Annotated in this window: 16 protein-coding genes; 9 read left to right on the forward strand and 7 right to left on the reverse strand. The window is 68.7% G+C overall.

Annotation, left to right across the window (positions count from 1 at the left end):
* Positions 1-220: 220 nt before the first annotated feature.
* Complete coding sequence (locus N1027_RS18075) at positions 221-688, reverse strand: group II truncated hemoglobin (RefSeq protein WP_259509776.1); 468 nt, start codon at positions 686-688, stop codon at positions 221-223.
* A gap of 39 nt (positions 689-727) precedes the next feature.
* Positions 728-1,309, reverse strand: a complete 582-nt coding sequence (locus N1027_RS18080; protein ID WP_259509779.1) for a TetR/AcrR family transcriptional regulator — start codon at positions 1,307-1,309, stop codon at positions 728-730.
* 86 nt (positions 1,310-1,395) lie between these two features.
* On the opposite strand from N1027_RS18080, the gene N1027_RS18085 reads away from it, so the two are divergent.
* Positions 1,396-2,277, forward strand: coding sequence for an SDR family oxidoreductase (locus tag N1027_RS18085; RefSeq protein WP_259509780.1), 882 nt, complete (start codon positions 1,396-1,398; stop codon positions 2,275-2,277).
* Between the two features lie 12 nt (positions 2,278-2,289).
* Here N1027_RS18085 and N1027_RS18090 read toward each other — a convergent pair whose 3' ends face one another.
* On the reverse strand, positions 2,290-3,021 hold the full coding sequence (locus tag N1027_RS18090; protein WP_259509782.1) for an SDR family oxidoreductase: 732 nt from the start codon (positions 3,019-3,021) through the stop codon (positions 2,290-2,292).
* A gap of 124 nt (positions 3,022-3,145) precedes the next feature.
* Between N1027_RS18090 and N1027_RS18095 the strand changes: the two genes are divergently transcribed.
* The 4 genes from N1027_RS18095 to N1027_RS18110 all read left to right on the forward strand — a co-directional run bounded on the left by N1027_RS18095 (position 3,146) and on the right by N1027_RS18110 (position 7,050).
* On the forward strand, positions 3,146-3,565 hold the full coding sequence (locus N1027_RS18095; RefSeq protein ID WP_259509790.1) for a MerR family transcriptional regulator: 420 nt from the start codon (positions 3,146-3,148) through the stop codon (positions 3,563-3,565).
* 111 nt (positions 3,566-3,676) lie between these two features.
* The gene (gene fdhA, locus N1027_RS18100) at positions 3,677-4,897 is read left to right on the forward strand and encodes a formaldehyde dehydrogenase, glutathione-independent (RefSeq protein WP_259509791.1); all 1,221 of its coding nucleotides are present in this window, start codon (positions 3,677-3,679) and stop codon (positions 4,895-4,897) included.
* Between the two features lie 81 nt (positions 4,898-4,978).
* Positions 4,979-5,692 (forward strand): PNPOx family protein, encoded by a 714-nt coding sequence (locus tag N1027_RS18105; RefSeq protein WP_259509792.1) that lies wholly within the window; start codon positions 4,979-4,981, stop codon positions 5,690-5,692.
* Between the two features lie 560 nt (positions 5,693-6,252).
* Positions 6,253-7,050: a DUF429 domain-containing protein gene (locus N1027_RS18110; RefSeq protein WP_259509794.1), complete on the forward strand. Its 798-nt coding sequence runs from the start codon at positions 6,253-6,255 to the stop codon at positions 7,048-7,050.
* 18 nt (positions 7,051-7,068) lie between these two features.
* Here the strand turns inward: N1027_RS18110 and N1027_RS18115 are convergent, their stop codons facing one another.
* Positions 7,069-8,775 (reverse strand): hypothetical protein, encoded by a 1,707-nt coding sequence (locus tag N1027_RS18115; protein ID WP_259509803.1) that lies wholly within the window; start codon positions 8,773-8,775, stop codon positions 7,069-7,071.
* Positions 8,772-9,371 (reverse strand): RNA polymerase sigma factor, encoded by a 600-nt coding sequence (locus N1027_RS18120; protein WP_259509805.1) that lies wholly within the window; start codon positions 9,369-9,371, stop codon positions 8,772-8,774. Before N1027_RS18120 ends, N1027_RS18115 begins: the two co-directional genes overlap by 4 nt.
* A 116-nt stretch (positions 9,372-9,487) precedes the next feature.
* Between N1027_RS18120 and N1027_RS18125 the strand changes: the two genes are divergently transcribed.
* Entirely contained in the window at positions 9,488-9,868 is a 381-nt protein-coding gene (locus N1027_RS18125; protein ID WP_259509807.1) for a VOC family protein, read from the forward strand.
* Between the two features lie 23 nt (positions 9,869-9,891).
* On the opposite strand, the gene N1027_RS18130 is transcribed toward N1027_RS18125, so the two are convergent.
* Together N1027_RS18130 and N1027_RS18135 are read right to left on the reverse strand one after the other, a co-directional pair.
* On the reverse strand, positions 9,892-10,182 hold the full coding sequence (locus tag N1027_RS18130; RefSeq protein WP_259509809.1) for a hypothetical protein: 291 nt from the start codon (positions 10,180-10,182) through the stop codon (positions 9,892-9,894).
* Between the two features lie 51 nt (positions 10,183-10,233).
* Positions 10,234-10,725 (reverse strand): VOC family protein, encoded by a 492-nt coding sequence (locus tag N1027_RS18135; protein WP_259509811.1) that lies wholly within the window; start codon positions 10,723-10,725, stop codon positions 10,234-10,236.
* Positions 10,726-10,843: 118 nt separating this feature from the next.
* On the opposite strand from N1027_RS18135, the gene N1027_RS18140 reads away from it, so the two are divergent.
* The 3 genes from N1027_RS18140 (at position 10,844) to N1027_RS18150 (ending at position 15,583) form a co-directional block, all read left to right on the forward strand.
* Complete coding sequence (locus tag N1027_RS18140) at positions 10,844-11,851, forward strand: helix-turn-helix transcriptional regulator (RefSeq protein WP_259509821.1); 1,008 nt, start codon at positions 10,844-10,846, stop codon at positions 11,849-11,851.
* 40 nt (positions 11,852-11,891) lie between these two features.
* A complete protein-coding gene (locus N1027_RS18145; RefSeq protein WP_259509822.1) occupies positions 11,892-12,827 on the forward strand; it encodes an NADP-dependent oxidoreductase in 936 nt (311 codons plus the stop codon).
* A 116-nt stretch (positions 12,828-12,943) separates the two neighbouring features.
* The gene (locus N1027_RS18150; RefSeq protein ID WP_259509824.1) at positions 12,944-15,583 is read left to right on the forward strand and encodes an ATP-dependent Clp protease ATP-binding subunit; all 2,640 of its coding nucleotides are present in this window, start codon (positions 12,944-12,946) and stop codon (positions 15,581-15,583) included.
* The last annotated feature ends 61 nt before the right edge of the window (positions 15,584-15,644 follow it).

Raw genomic sequence — 15,644 nt, forward strand, 5'->3', positions numbered from 1 at the left:
TCATGGTTGCGACCATAGTGGTGTGCTCTTCGAATAGAGAAGCCGCGATGGCGCGACTCCACGGAATAGGGATATCGCAGGCGTGTCCCTGATCGGGACGCGAGGCCTCGTTGTGCGCACTGCCCTACCAGGCTAGGGCAATGCTGAGCGATCTTGCACCGAATGACCTTGCGTTTCGGTGTGCGTTCCTTGTACGGCCCCCGCTCAGGTCGCGAGCCGGTCAGCTCGGCTCGTAGGGCGGCGCTTCGCCCCAGCCCCAACGGGGAACAGGCGCCGCCGGCACAGGCTCGGCGCCGGGAGCCGAGTTGGCCACGGCGATTCGGGTGCCCCACTCGGCGTAGGCCATCAGCGCCGAGCGCGCTTCCGGATCGCTCGGAAGGTTCGCCTCATCCGCAGCCCGGCTGAGCAGGGTCACGAACCGGAGCCGCTGCTCCGCGCTGATGTCGAGGCCGAGGTGCTTCGACATCATGTGGGGGTAACCCCCGTGCTCGGCCGTGTACGTTGCAGGACCACCCAAGACTTCAGACCACCAAGCCGTGACCCCATCCCGATGCGCTCGGGTGACCTTTCCGCCGAACACCGGCGCCAGAAGATCATCGCCCTCGACGGCGTCGTAGAAGCAGTCCAACCAGCGCCCGACCGCGGCCGAACCACCGATCCACTCGAAGATGCTCGGGGGTTGAGCCATGGCAGAAGCCTACGCCTCGATGCACTTCTGATCGAGCTCCTACCGAAGCTCGGCGGCCGCCGCCCGGAGCTCCGCGAAGGCCTCGCGCGTGTAGGTGACCAGCTCACCCGGCGCCTCATCTCGCGCCGGAGCCGACCAGCGACGGTAACCGATGCCGAACGCCAGCACCCCGAGCTCCGCCGCCACCCGCGCCACCGACTCGGCCGCACCCCGTCGCTGCAACGCCTCCGCCATCGCCGCCGCCAGACCGATGCTCTTCATCGCATTGCGAGCTCGGAGCTCTTCGTTCGCCTCGATCGCCGCGTGCATCCGCGGGCCGATGCCGCGATTGAACTCCGTCATCGCCCCGGCCGCTCGATCGAGCCCCGCCGCGACCGCCTCGAGGGGGGTGGCGTCATCCGGAGCCGCAGCGATGCCCTCGGCCAGCAGAGCACTGAGCATCTCCTGCCCGGCCGAGAGCAGCTCGCGCTTGTCGCTGAAGTGCCGGAAGAAGGTGCTGCGGGTGAGCTCCGCACGCTCGGCGATCTGCGCCACGGTCGTCTCGTCGTAGCCCTGCTCGGTGAAGAGATCGAGAGCGGCCTCGACGAGCCGCTCGCGCGCATCCGGTTTCCATCTCGGCATACCCGCAGTCTACGCGATGCGACACTTGTCTCATCATCGTGTTACCTTGATGGGACATTAGTCGCATCACATCGTGGAGGTCACCCATGCGCGTATTCATCACCGGCGCCACCGGTCTGATCGGATCGGCCGTCGTCGCCGAGCTGCTCTCGGCCGGACACTCCGTCACCGCCCTCACCCGCTCCGAGACCTCGGCCGCCAAAGCCACAGCGGCCGGCGCCGACACCGTTCGCGGAGAGCTCGTCGACCTCGACGTGCTCCGCGCCGAAGCCGAGCGAGCCGACGGCGTCATCCACCTCGCGTTCGGCAACGACTTCAGTTCGGCCGAAGCGCTCACCGCGAACATCACCGAAGAATCCGCCGCACTCGCCACCCTCGGTGAGGCACTCATCGGCACCGGCAAGCCGCTCGTCACCGTGTCCGGCACCCCTCAGGCGGTCGGCCGACCCTCGACCGAAGACGACCCGCTGCCCACCGACGGCCCCGTCGGCGGCCGCAGCATCTCGGTGAACCGCACCCTCGCCCTGGCCTCACGGGGCGTGCGCACCGCCGCCATCCGGCTCCCCCGCACCGTGCACAACGACGGCAACGGAGGATTCGCCGGACTGCTCGCCCAGATCGCCCGGCAGAGCGGTGTCGCGGGATACCCGGGCGACGGCACCCAGCGTTGGCCCGCCGTGCACGCGCTCGATGCCGCCGTGCTGTTCCGGCTCGCACTCGAGAATTCTCCCGCCGGCCGCGCCTGGCACGCGGTGGCGGATGAGGGCGACGCCGTTCGCGACATCGTCGCGGTGATCGGACGCCGGCTCGGCCTACCGGTCGAATCGCTCCCGGTCGAGAACTTCGGCCCCATCGGGCCGGTCTTCGCGGCCGACCAGCCGGCCTCCAGCGCACTCACCCGCGCCGAGCTGGGCTGGGTGCCGACCCACCCGAGCCTGCTCGACGACCTGGAGAAGATCGAGGCCTGACCCCGGCTCCGCTCACACCCGAACGGCGAGCGCCTCCGCGTAGAACTCGGCCGGATCGTTCGCGAGCGAGGCCTTCACCAGGCGCGACCAGTCGTCGGCCAGCACCTCGATCACGCCCGCCTCCACACCGTCGAGCGAGGCGGCCGCGACCGAACGCGGGTCGATCATGGGCCCGTCGTAGCCGGCCATCATGTCGGTGTCGGCCGCGCCGAGGTGCACTCCCTGCACGAGGGTGCCCTGGCCGGCGAGCTCGAGGCGCACGCCGTTCGTCATCGCCCATTCGGCGGCCTTCGCCACGGCGTACGCGTTCGCGCCGTTGGTCGAGAACCACGACAGCGCCGAGTGGATGTCGACGATCGCTCCCCCGCCGTTGGCTGCGAGCACCGGCGCGAACGCCCGGATCACGCCGAGCGTTCCGAAGAAGTGCGTGTCGAGCTCCAGGCGGATGTTCTCGAGGTCGTTCTCACCCAGCAGGTTGGCACCGGTGGTGATGCCCGCGTTGTTGATGAGAAGGGTGAGGTCAGTGGCTCGTGCCGCGGCATCCGTCACCGACGACGCGTCGAGCAGATCGAGCCGGAGCACCTCGACGCGGGGATCGATGAACTCGCCCTCGGCCACGCGTTCGGGGCGGCGCACGGCCGCGTAGACCTTCGCCGCTCCCCGCTCGAGCAGCTCGTCGACGAAGCGCCGGCCGATTCCGCGGTTCGCTCCCGTGACAAGGGCGACGGATCCTGCGATGTTCATGGTTGTCCCTTCGACATGGGGCGGCCGCGGTCGCGGACGCCATCCGTCTTGTAGGCTAAGACCTCACGTTGACGTCAAGGGCAAGTCCACTCAACACGATTTCAGCGAACGAGAAGGATGCGCGATGCACGACATGCGAATCGGCGAGCTGGCCGAGCGCGCCCGGGTCAGCACCCGCGCGCTGCGCTACTACGGGGAGCAGGGCATCCTGCACTCCGAGCGCACGCCGAGCGGCCAGCGCGTCTATGGGGAGTCGGCCGTCGAGCGGGTGCGCCTCATCCAGCACCTGTTCTCGGCCGGGCTCGCGAGCCGCACGATCGCGCTCATCCTGCCCTGCGTCGACACCGGTCACGCGCCGCCCGAGATGCTGAGCAGCCTTCGCGCGGAGCGCGATCGCATCACGACCGTGATCGCCGATCTCGAGCAGGCCCGGCAACGCCTCGACGACGTCATCGAGCTCACCGAGCATCCGGATGCCGAGCACTGCGACCGGGTGCGGGATGCGGCGGGGCGCACGAACGCGATCCTCGCGGCGTCGGCCTAGCGCCCTCCTCCGAGCCGACGAAGCACGCACGCTCCTTACCCAGCCTCCACGACTACAGTCGAGTAGACACGATGTACCCCGTTCGGGGCACTCACGATCAAGGAGGATCACGTGTCGAGCAACAGAGCAGTCGCCTACAAGAGCCCCGGTGTCGTCGAAGTCATCGACACCGACTACCCCACCTTCGAGTTGAAAGACGGACCGGGGGTGAATCCGGCCAACGTCGGCCGGAAAGTTCCCCACGGCGCCATCGTCAAGACCATCGCCACCAACATCTGCGGCTCCGACCAGCACATGGTGCGCGGCCGCACCACCGCACCGAAAGACCTCGTGCTCGGCCACGAGATCACCGGCGAAGTCGTCGAGGTGGGCCCGGGCGTGGAATTCATCAAGGTCGGCGACATCGTCTCCGTTCCGTTCAATATCGCCTGCGGCCGCTGTCGCAACTGCAAAGAAGGCAAGACCGGCATCTGCCTCAACGTCAACCCGGATCGCCCCGGCAGCGCCTACGGCTACGTCGACATGGGCGGCTGGGTCGGCGGACAGGCCCAGTTCGTGCTCGTGCCCTACGCCGACTGGAACCTGCTGAAGTTCCCGGATCGCGACCAGGCACTCGAGAAGATCATGGACCTGACGATGCTGTCCGACATCTTCCCCACCGGATTCCACGGAGCCGTCACCGCCGGCGTCAAAGTCGGCTCGACGGTCTACATCGCCGGCGCAGGGCCTGTGGGCCTCGCCGCCGCGACGGGCGCGATGCTCCTCGGCGCCGCTGCCGTCATCGTGGGCGACATGAACGCCGAACGACTGGCCCAGGCCCGCAGCTTCGGCGCCGAGACCATCGACCTCACCAAGGGTGACCCGGGCGAGCAGATCGAGCAGATCCTCGGGGTTCCCGAAGTGGACTGCGCGGTCGACGCCGTCGGATTCGAAGCCCGCGGGCACGGCAGCGACTCGGGCCACGAAGCCCCCGCCACCGTGCTGAACTCATTGATGGACATCACCGCCGCCGGCGGAGCCCTGGGCATCCCGGGCCTCTACGTCACCGGCGACCCGGGCGGCATCGACGAGGCCGCCAAGAAGGGCTCGCTCTCGATCAGCCTCGGCACCGGATGGGCCAAGTCGCTGTCGTTCACCACCGGCCAGTGCCCCGTGATGAAGTACAACCGGGGACTGATGATGGCCATCCTGCACGACAAGGTGCAGATCGCCAAGAACGTCAACGCCACCGCCATCCCCCTCGAGGATGCGCCGCGCGGCTACGCCGAGTTCGATGCGGGCGCCGCACAGAAGTTCGTGCTGAACCCGAACGGGTACCTCGACGCCGACTAGGGCGGGCTGGGCTGGGCTGGGCTGGCCCCGCGCATCCGTCGACGGCGGGCTTCTTCTCCGGAGCCCGCCGTCGATCCGCGTGTGCGGCACGCCGACGCGGGCGGATACTGGGGCATGAGCGAGCGGATGCGTCGCGGGTTCTTGTGGGTGTTGAAGAACACCCTCAATCGACTCACGCTGCGCCTGGCGCGCGCCGGCGTCGGACCGTTCAGCCTGCTGCGGCACACCGGGCGGAAGAGCGGAAAGACGTTCGAGGTGCCGTTGATCCTCGCCGAGACGAGCGACGGCGACCTGGTCGCCGAACTCACCTACGGCACCGGTGTCAACTGGTACCGGAATCTGCTGGCCGGGGGCGATGCCGTCGTGGTGCGCGGGCGCCGCGAGTGGCGCATCGTGGGGGTCAAACACCTCGATGCCGATGAGGGGTTGCGGGCGTTCGGCAACCCGGCCGCGGTCATCCTGAAGCTGCTCGGAAAACGTGAGTTCCGGGTGCTGGGGTCGCCGCCGTGCGCTGAACCACGTGGGAACCGCCGCGATCAGCTCCGCGTATCCTCACCCGTCGGCATCGGGGCCCGGTTCGTTGGAGCTCGCCGCCGACGTCAGCGACTCGAGTCGCGGCCCGGGGCGGCCGCACAAGCGAGCGCCGCAGCCGGGAAGGCATACGGCGCATCGACATCCGGAAACTGGAGGACCGGGGCCGACGAGATGGTTGCGGTCTGGCTGCCCACCGAACGGAGGTTTCCATCGAAGGCGTCCTGCGTGGGGTCGCCCGTGGTCGCCCACGACACCAGGTAGCCGTCAGTCCTCGACGTCGACGCGATCGCTCCGGTCAGCAGCCAGACCGCGTGCTGCGGATCGGGAGCGGCGGTGAGAGCGTCGACACGTCCTGCACCACCGGGCAGAGGGTTGTCGATCGTCGCGTTCACCGCGGCCAACACAGCGGATGACGCGTCCTGGCACTCGGGGGTGTCGGCCGAGGCGCCGTCTGGGTAGTGCAGAGTTTCTGAGTCTGCGACTGCGTCCATATTCGCGTCCGCGTCGGCCGACGAAGTCGCTGGCCCCGATGTCGGCGATACGGATGCCGCATCGGAACCCGAGGCCGTCGACTCGGCCGTGCAGCCCGCGAGTGCCCCGAACAGGATGACGGAACCCGCACAGATCGCCAGCCGACTCCATCGGGGGCTGAATGTCGGAGGTCGCATGCTCACTTCTTCACGTTACCAACTCGGCGACATCTGTAGAAGCTGCCGTGCAGGTCGCGCTCCGCTCGAGACGACACAGAGAGAGATCCGCGACCGGCCTGGGCGACGGCCACCGACTTCAAACCCGGCTCTCGCCGCAGCTAGGGTGAGCGCATGCGCACCGCCGGAGTCGATCTCGCCGCCGAACCCAAGGGAACAGCGCTCGCCGTCATCGAGTGGGCTCAGGATGCCGCACGACTCGTCGAACTCCGCCTCGGTGTTGCCGATGCAGCGATCGTCGAGACGGTGGCCGGCGTGGACAAGCTCGGCATCGACTGCGCGTTCGGCTGGCCCGACGCCTTCGTGGAATTCGTCTCGGCCCACTCGGCCGGCCGCAGCGACGGCGCACCCGTCGACGGCGGCATGGAGTGGCGCCGCACGCTCGCCTACCGCGAGACCGATCGCCGTGCGCGCGCGAGCACCGGGCGGTGGCCACTCAGCGTCTCCACCGACCGGCTCGGGCTGACCGCCATGCGCTGCGCGGGTCTGCTCGCGCGGCTCGGTGAAGCGGGCATCGACGTCGATCGGTCGGGGTCCGGGCGCGTGGTCGAGGTGTATCCGGGCGCATCCCTTCGGCTATGGGGTTTCGATACGAGCGGATATCGAACGGATGCCGACTCCCGCCGGCGCGTTCTCACCCTGCTTTCCACAGAGGCGCCCTGGCTCGACCTCGCCGGATTCGCCGATCTGATGGTCGTATCCGGAGACGCCTTCGACGCCGTGATCGCGGCTCTGGCCGCCCGCAGCGCCGCTCTCGGGTTGTACGAGCCGCCGGCATCCGGAGTGCTCGAGCAGGCTCGTCGCGAAGGGTGGATCGCCTTGCCGACGGGCGCTCTCCGTGACCTGAAGACTGGTGCACACCGCCGACACCCTCACCTCGACCGTTCCGTCATCTCCCCTCCGCTCCGTTGACGCGTTCTGCTACCCGCGTCACCCGATCCCGAACACGCGCCCCTGCGACAAGCCCACGAGATAACCGCCGGCGAACTTCCAGCGCTCGTCGTAGAACGCCGGCACACTCCACAACGACGCACCCGTCACCGCGTCGAACGCTGTTCCCGTTCCGCTCTGCGGCATCGGCGACGGTGGCACATCCTGCCCCTTCTCGCTGTAGAGACCTCCCGTTCCGAAGGCGCCTTCCAGCCGATAGCGGGCGAGCTCTCCATCAGAGCCATAGTTCATCGAGGGGCGCTGGGAGACATCCACTGCCGCTCCCGAGGCATGATCGAAGCCGCATTTTCCGCCCTCGTCGTCGAACTGCACGACCACATCATCAGCGGTGAGCCAGAAACCGTAGGTGCTGAGCGCCGGCGCATCGAGTCCACTGCCGGGGCTACAGGCAGCTCCGTCGACGATCCACCGCGACTCCCCCGTCGCCCCGTCGACGAGCTCGAGCTGGGTGCCCGGTCCGACCAACAGCACCTCCGACGCGAGCTGGCTGTAGGAGCCCGGCAGCCGGGCGATCTGCACCACCGGCGCCACCGCGTAACCCGAGTCGAGGGTTCTGCTCCACATCTCATTCCCCGCGTCGTCGATGCCGGCGATCGTGCGGGCCCTCTGGTAGTCGAAAGCATCGGACGCGCGGATGGTGAACCCGTCGTAGTAGCTGTAACTCCGGTCGGTCGTCGACCCCACCATGAGTGCCCCCGAGTCGACGTCATAGACATCCACCAGACCGGGCTGCCCCGTTGTCTGGTGCGTCACCTGCAGCATCGAACTCGCGTTCGTGATCGGTTGCGTCGTCGCCTGATCCGCCTCGAACGCTGCCGACCACAGCGGAGTCGCCAGGTCGCCCGGGTTCGCCCTCATCACCGCCCACGACGTCGTCGGTTGCCCCTGCGCATCCTGTTTCTGCGCCACGAACGACACATCACCCGAATCGCCGGGCACAGGATAGAGGTCTCTCACCGTGAAGCCCTCCGGTGCGGCCACCGATGCGACAGTCGATCCAGTCGCGAGATCGAGCACCTCCTTCGGCCCGGGCCCACCACGCGGATCCCACACCAAGACCCGGCCCGAGGTTCCGAGCAGAGTCGCGGATGTCTGATCTCCGTAGGTGAACTCCCACGACCACTCCCGGCTCCACACCTCTGCACCGGTGCTCGTATCGACCAGCGTCAGCGAGAAACGGCTGGCGTCGAGATCGCAGTCGTAGTTCGAGTCCTCCGGCGGCTGCGTCGGCCCGGTCTGAACGAGGGCGTACCCCTCCGCCACGTCGGAGACCCGCGGATATTCGCACATGTCGCGCCCGCCCGGCAGCTGCACCGACCAGGTGGGCGTCACCGCCGGCTGCGTGAGAACGTCGTGGGGCGTGATCGGTTCGCCGGTGACGACGAGCGGATGCGGAACCGGCCCGGCCGGCGCATCCGTCGGCGGCGTCGTGGAAGCGGGTGCCGCCGGGGTCGGCGACTGCGACGGCGCCGCGATCACAGCCACGCCACCGAAGGGTGAGACGCCGGTCACCGCGAAGGCCACAGCCGTGCCTCCGAGCCCCAGCCCGAGCGCAGCCAGAACGGCCGCCACGGCGATGCGCACCTGACGACGGCGATCGCGCCGCGGCGACTCCTCCACCGCATCGATCAGCAGGGAACGGATGGCGGCGCTGCGCGCCTCATCGAATCGAGGTCGGTCGTTCATTTCACACCTCCGGTGACGCTCGTGTGCCCGTCGAACAGCTCGCTCGTCTGCACAGCCAGGCGCGCTTTGGCGCGGGACAGTCGCGACTTCACCGTGCCCGCGGGCACACCGAGCACCTGCGCAGCCTGCTCCATGGTGAGTTCCTCGAGCACGCAGAGCGTCATCACGTTCTGGTCGGCCTCCGTCAGCCGCGAGAAAGCGTCGCGCACCTGGGCGTCTCGCACGTTCTGATCGAGGCGGTCGCCGACGGCTTCGGCCGGGTCGGGATGATCGCTGACCGACGGTTTCGGGATGCGCTCCAGCACCGCCCGATAACGTCTCGTGCTGCGCTCCAGGTTTCGCACCACGTGGTTGGTGGTCACGAGAAGCCAACCGATCACCGACCCGTCGACGACCCTCACCGCTGAACGCTTGCGCCAGGCCTCGAGAAAGACCAGAGCTGTCACGTCTTCGGCGTCGTGCGGATCACGGATGAGCCGCAGCGCCTGCCCGAACACGCGATCACGATGCGCGTCGAACACGCGGCCGAACGCGGCGGAGTCGCCTGCCGTGGCCGCGGCCCAGTCGGCCGCCTCGCGGTGAGATTCCGTTCCCATACCCTCTAATGTCCGTTGCTCCCCAGAGGGTTCCATTCCGACTTTACCGGCGCAGAATGGCGGGGAAGCGATGGCAGGCAATCCCCCGCCCGCCGTCCGAAAGGAAGGAGACCGGCATGACCTTCACTGAAGTCATCCCCTACCTCTACTATCCCGATGCCGACGCCGCCCTCGACTGGCTTGAACGGGTGCTCGGATTCGGGCCTTCGACGCGGTGGCGGATGGGCGGCGCTCAGACGAAGGAGGCCGACATCCACGTGGGCGACAGTCGCGTCTCCGTGTCGGGTCGGGCGCCCGCGGCCGACGAAGGGGGTGGGGCACTGCTGATCGTCCACGTCGACGACATCCGGGCGCACTACGAACGCGTCCGAGCCGCCGAACCGACCGCCGCGGGGGATCCGCCCTCCAAACAACCCTACGGGCCGACGACGTTCACGGTGATCGATCCGTGGGGCTATCGATGGAACTTCTGGGAGGGCGAAGCCGACCCGCCCTAGGCCCGGCCCGCCTGACGCGAACCTCAGGTCGCGACGAAGAAGAACAGCAGAATGAACGGCACCACGGATGCCGCGATCGCGACCGTGCTCACCCACCGCGCAGCAGAGGGGCGCGAGCGGAGCACCGAGACCATGCCGAGGAACAGCCCGATCACGGCGAACCACAGCGGAATCCAAGTCGGGATGCCGACCGCGAGCAGCACGACGGCGGCGATCCCCGCGATCAGCGAGATGATCGCGAGGGCGCCGACACCTCCGCTCGGCCGCTGAAGGGTCTGCGGACGCTGTGTGGGATCGTCGAGTGCGCTGCTCATCGGGTGCTCCGTCTCGTCAGGGTGCTGCTCTCGACCCTACGACGGGCGCCGTCACGCCGGGGCGTACACGACCGCGACATCGAGAATCCACGTCACCCCGAAGCGGTCGGTGAGCATGCCGAAGCCGGGGCTCCAGGCCGACGCGGCCAAGGGCTCGACGATCGTCGCCCCCTCGGAGAGGGCTGCCCAGTAGCGCTGCACCTCGTCGAGCGCCTCGCCCCGCACCGACACGAAGAATGGCTGGTCGGTAAGGGTGACACCGTTCTCGCGAGAGGTCGAGCCTGCGACATCCGTCGACGACGCTGCCGCTGCCGACGCCGACGCCGCTGCCGGCCCGGGGATGTCGTACGCCATCACCCGGAAGCCCTCGGCGCTCTCGACCTGACCGAACACGACGTTCTGCGCTCCCGGCACCTCCGCGGGCATGCCGAAGTCGCCGTAGGTGGCGATGGTGACCTCGCCTCCGAAGACCGACTGGTAGAACTCCAGCGCCGCGCGGGCATCACCGCGGAAGTTGAGGTGGGTGGTTGCCTTGATGCTCATGACTGCTCCTAGTGAGGGATGGATGGAAGAGGAGTGGATGCCGGACTCGTGCCCGCGACATCCACTCTCGCAGTGGTGTAGGACGACTTTGGTCCTCGACTGAAACTAGGATCAGGACATGCCCTCCACCACCTCGCGACTGCTGAATCTGCTCTCACTGCTGCAGACCCGCCGCGACTGGCCGGGCGCGCTTCTCGCCGAACGCCTGGAGATCAGTCACCGAACCGTGCGCCGCGACGTCGAACGATTGCGGGAGATGGGCTACCGCATCCAGGCGACGATGGGGCCCGACGGCGGCTACCGACTCGACGCGGGCAGCGAACTACCACCCCTGCTGTTCGACGACGACCAGGCCATCGCCCTCGCCGTCGCACTGCAAGGCGCTTCCGCCACCGGCGCGGGCATCGAGGAGGCGGCACTCCGGGCATTGACCACCGTGCGGCAAGTGATGCCCCCACGATTACGCAACCGGCTGCAATCGCTCGAGTTCACGACGATCCCCGACGGGCACGCGGGTGGCGGGGGCACCGAGCAGGTGGCTCCGGATGTGCTCGTCGCGGTGTCGACGGCGGTTCGGGCCCGTGAGGTGCTGCGGTTCGACTACGCGAACCGCGCGCCGGTCAGTGGCCCTGGCCACGAGCCCGACACCACCCCACCACCACGCCGCGTGGAGCCGCACCACCTCGTCACCTCCCGCGGACGCTGGTACCTGGTGGCCTGGGATCTCGACCACGACAACTGGCGCATCTTTCGAGCCGACCGCATCCGCCCCCGCATCCCGACCGGGCCCCGCTTCGCACCGCGGGAGGTGCCGGGCGGCGACGTGCGGGAGTATGTTTCCGCCCGCTTCAAGGGGTCGGACACCCGTGACCGGTGGCCGTGCACGGGCAAGGTCGAGCTCGGCCTTCCGGCGAGCGCCGTTCTCCCGTTCGCCGGCGACGGGATCGTCGAAGATCTGGGGCCCGATCGATGCAGCCTCGAGGTCGGCTCCTGGTCGTGGATCGCTCTGGCCGCCTCGCTCGGCCGGTTCGACACGGGCATCGACGTCGTCGGTCCGCCCGAGCTGACGGCCGCCTTCGGCGAGCTCGCTGAGCGCTACGCACGCACCGCCGCACGGCGCATGTGAGACCTGCCTTCCGCCCTAGAAGCAGGCGTAGCGTTGACCCATGGCACGCAGATGGGTTGCAGAAGACTACGGAGACCTCGACGTCTTCGCCGAGATCGACGCCGAGGTTCCGGCGCCGGGTAAGGGCGAAGTGACCATCGAGGTCAGAGCCGCCGGTATGAATCCGGCCGACTACAAGCGCGTGGCCTACGGCGACGACCGCAGCCTGCTGCCGATGCCCGTGGGCTACGAGTGCTCCGGCGTCATCTCCGCGCTGGGCCCCGACACCGAGATCGCCTCCGGCGGCGGTGCCGTGGGCGACGAGGTGCTGGCGTTCCGGGTGCAGGGCGCCTACGCCACCGAGCTCACCGTGCGCGCGTCCGACGTGTTCGCGAAGCCCGCGTCGCTGCCCTTCGCCGACGCCGCCTGCCTCCTGCTCGTCGGAACGACCGCGGCCGAGATGCTGCACGTCACCGGCGTGAAAGCGGGTGACACCGTGCTCGTACACGGCGCATCCGGAGCGGTCGGCGTCAGCGTGCTGCAGCAGGCCGCTCTGCTCGGCGCCCACGTCATCGGCACCGCGAGCGTCGCCAACTTCGACCTGGTGGGCCGGTTCGGCGGCGAACCCGTCACCTACGGCCCAGGCCTCGAACAGCGGGTTCAGGATGCCGCGCCCGGCGGTATCGACGCGGCCCTCGACACCGTGGGCACCGCCGAAGCGGTCGACACCTCGCTCGCGCTCGTGAGCGACCGCGGACGGATCGTCACGATCGCGGCTGCAGGCCGGGCCGCTGCAGACGGGTTCCACGCCATCGGAGGGTCGATGCCGGCGAGCCTCGCGTTCCGCGACGGCGTTCGGGCGCGGCTCATCGACCTCGCCGCTCGCGGTGAGCTCGTCGTACCGATCGCCCGAAGTTACCCGCTGTCGGAGGCCCGGGCGGCCCTTGCGGAGCTGAAGGGGCAGCACCCTGGCGGCAAACTGGTGCTGATTCCGTAGGCCGGCGCGGCAGTCGGGGAACTGCCAGGTTCGCAAGCCGTGAGCGGGAATACCAGAGCCCCCTGAGCGTTGAACTTGAGCGTAAGGCACTCAAGTTTGACAACCCAGGAGGTTTCGTGCCCGAGAACTTCAACCCCACCGAGGGTAACAACGCCGAGGGCGGCAGCAACTCGTTCGACGAGTTCCTGGCCCGCTACCTCGAAGGCGAGCGCGCCGCCCGCGCCGGGCGCTCGATCGACCTGAGCAAGCTCATCAGCCGGCGCACCCAGGAACTGCTGGCCGAGGCCGGACAGTACGCGATCCAGCACGGACACCGCGAGCTCGACGCCCTCCACATCCTGCGCACCGTCGCGCCGCAGCAGCCCGCTTCCGACGCCATCCGCGGTGTCGGCGCCGACCCGGCCAAGATCGCCGCGGCCGCCGAACAGCGACTCCCCGCGAACAGCAGCGAGCGCATCACCCAGCCGGCGCTGACACAGTCGGCCCAGCGCGCGCTCTTCCACGCCTACCAGGTGGCTCGCGCCGCCGGTTCGACCTACATCGACCCCGAGCACCTCTTCTTCGCGCTCGTGATCAACCAGGACTCCCCCGCCGGCCAGGTTCTGGCCCAGGCGGGCGTCACCCCCGACGCCCTTCAGGAAGGGATGCGCCAGAACGTGAACGCAAGCCCCGACGGCGCCACCAACGGCGACCCGACCCAGACGGCCAACGGAGCGACAGAAGACGCATCCGAGACCCCGACGCTCGACAAGTTCGGCACCGACCTGACCGAGCTGGCCCGTAACGGCGAGCTCGACCCGGTGATCGGCCGCCTCGACGAGATCGAGCAGACCATCGAGATCCTCTCTCGCCGCACCAAGAACAACCCTGTTCTGGTGGGCGAGGCGGGCGTCGGCAAGACCGCGATCGTCGACGGCATCGCCCAGGCGATCGTCGACGGCGTCGTGCCCGAGCAGCTGCGCGACAAGCGCGTCGTCTCGCTCGACCTGCCCGCCATGCTGGCCGGAACCCGCTTCCGCGGTGACTTCGAAGAGCGCCTCACCAACCTGATGGACGAGATCTCGGCCCACAAGAACGAGATCATCGTGTTCATCGACGAGATCCACACCGTCGTCGGCGCCGGAGGTTCGGGCGAGGGCGGAATGGATGCCGGAAACATCCTGAAGCCCCGCCTCGCCCGCGGCGACCTGCACCTCGTGGGCGCCACGACGCTGAAGGAGTACCGCGGCATCGAGAAGGACCCGGCGCTGGAGCGTCGCTTCTCTCCCGTGACCGTCGGTGAGCCGTCGGAGGCCGATTCGGTGCTCATCCTGCAGGGTCTCCGCCCCGCCTACGAGGAGCACCACGGTGTCTCCTACACCGACGCCGCGCTGACCGCTGCGGTCGAGCTGTCGGCCCGGTACGTGAGCGATCGCTTCCTGCCCGACAAGGCCATCGACCTGATCGACCAGGCGGGTGCGCGACTGCGTCTCTCGCTCGGCAAGATCCCGACGGTCGTCGACATCTCCGCTCTGCAGGCCGACCTGGCTTCGCTCGAGAGCGCGAAGAACGCCGCCGTCTCGGCCGAGCACTACGAGGAGGCGTCGCGCATCCGTGACGAGATCGAAGACGTGCAGCAGCAGCTGGCCGAGGCCACCACGGTCTCGCGTCGTGTGGCTTCTGAGCGCGCCGCCGGTGGAGTCGATCTGGATGCCGTCGTCGACGAAGCCGAGATCGCTGCGGTGATCTCGCGGGCCACCGGCATCCCGGTGTCACGCATCGGCGAGGTCGACCGTGAGCGTCTGGCCGCCCTCGAGGGCGAGCTGCACGAGCACGTGGTCGGGCAAGACGACGCCGTGACCGTCGTGGCCAAGGCCGTGCGCCGCAACCGCACGGGCATGGGCGACGCGCACCGGCCGATCGGTTCGTTCCTCTTCCTGGGGCCCACGGGTGTCGGCAAGACCGAGCTGGCGAAGACCCTCGCGGCCTCGCTGTTCGGGTCGGCGTCGAACATGATACGTTTCGACATGTCAGAGTTCGGCGAGCGCCACACGGTGTCCCGTCTGGTCGGTGCCCCTCCCGGATACGTCGGCTACGACGAGGCCGGTCAGCTGACCGAGCGCGTTCGTCGCAACCCCTACTCGGTGGTGCTGTTCGACGAGATCGAGAAGGCGCACCCGGATGTCTTCAACCTGCTTCTGCAGGTGCTGGACGACGGACGCCTGACCGACGGTCAGGGTCGCACGGTCGACTTCCGCAACACGGTCGTCATCATGACCTCGAACCTGGGGTCGGAGTTCCTGGCCTCGCGGTCGGGGGCCATGGGATTCGTGGCGGCCTCGGCCGACGGCTCGGACGGCAACGGTTTCGGATCGGACAAGGCTCTGCGCGACCGCGTGATGGGCAAGCTCCGTGAGGCCATGCGGCCCGAGTTCCTGAACCGGATCGACGAGATCGTGCTGTTCAGGAAGCTCGAGAAGGCGCAGCTGCGTGAGATCGTCTCGCTGCTGCTGGGCGCCACCCGCGCTCGGCTCGACGCACACGAGATCACGCTGACGGTGACGGATGCGGCGATCGACTGGATGGCTTCGAACGGGTACGAGCCGGAGTACGGTGCGCGGCCGTTGCGTCGGGTGATCCAGCGCAACGTCGACGACGCGATCGCCGATCTGCTGGTGACGGGTTCGCTCGTCGACGGCGGTGCGGTCACGGTCGACGCGGCTTCCGGGTCGCTGTCGGTCACGGCCGATGCCGAGGTCTTCGCCCAAGCGGCGTAAGCACTCCCACAATAAGCACTCCCTCGGGGGCCGGGCACTCAGGTGCCCGGCCCCTTCGTCG

This window comes from Herbiconiux aconitum, assembly GCF_024979235.1.
Lineage (GTDB): Bacteria > Actinomycetota > Actinomycetes > Actinomycetales > Microbacteriaceae > Herbiconiux > Herbiconiux aconitum.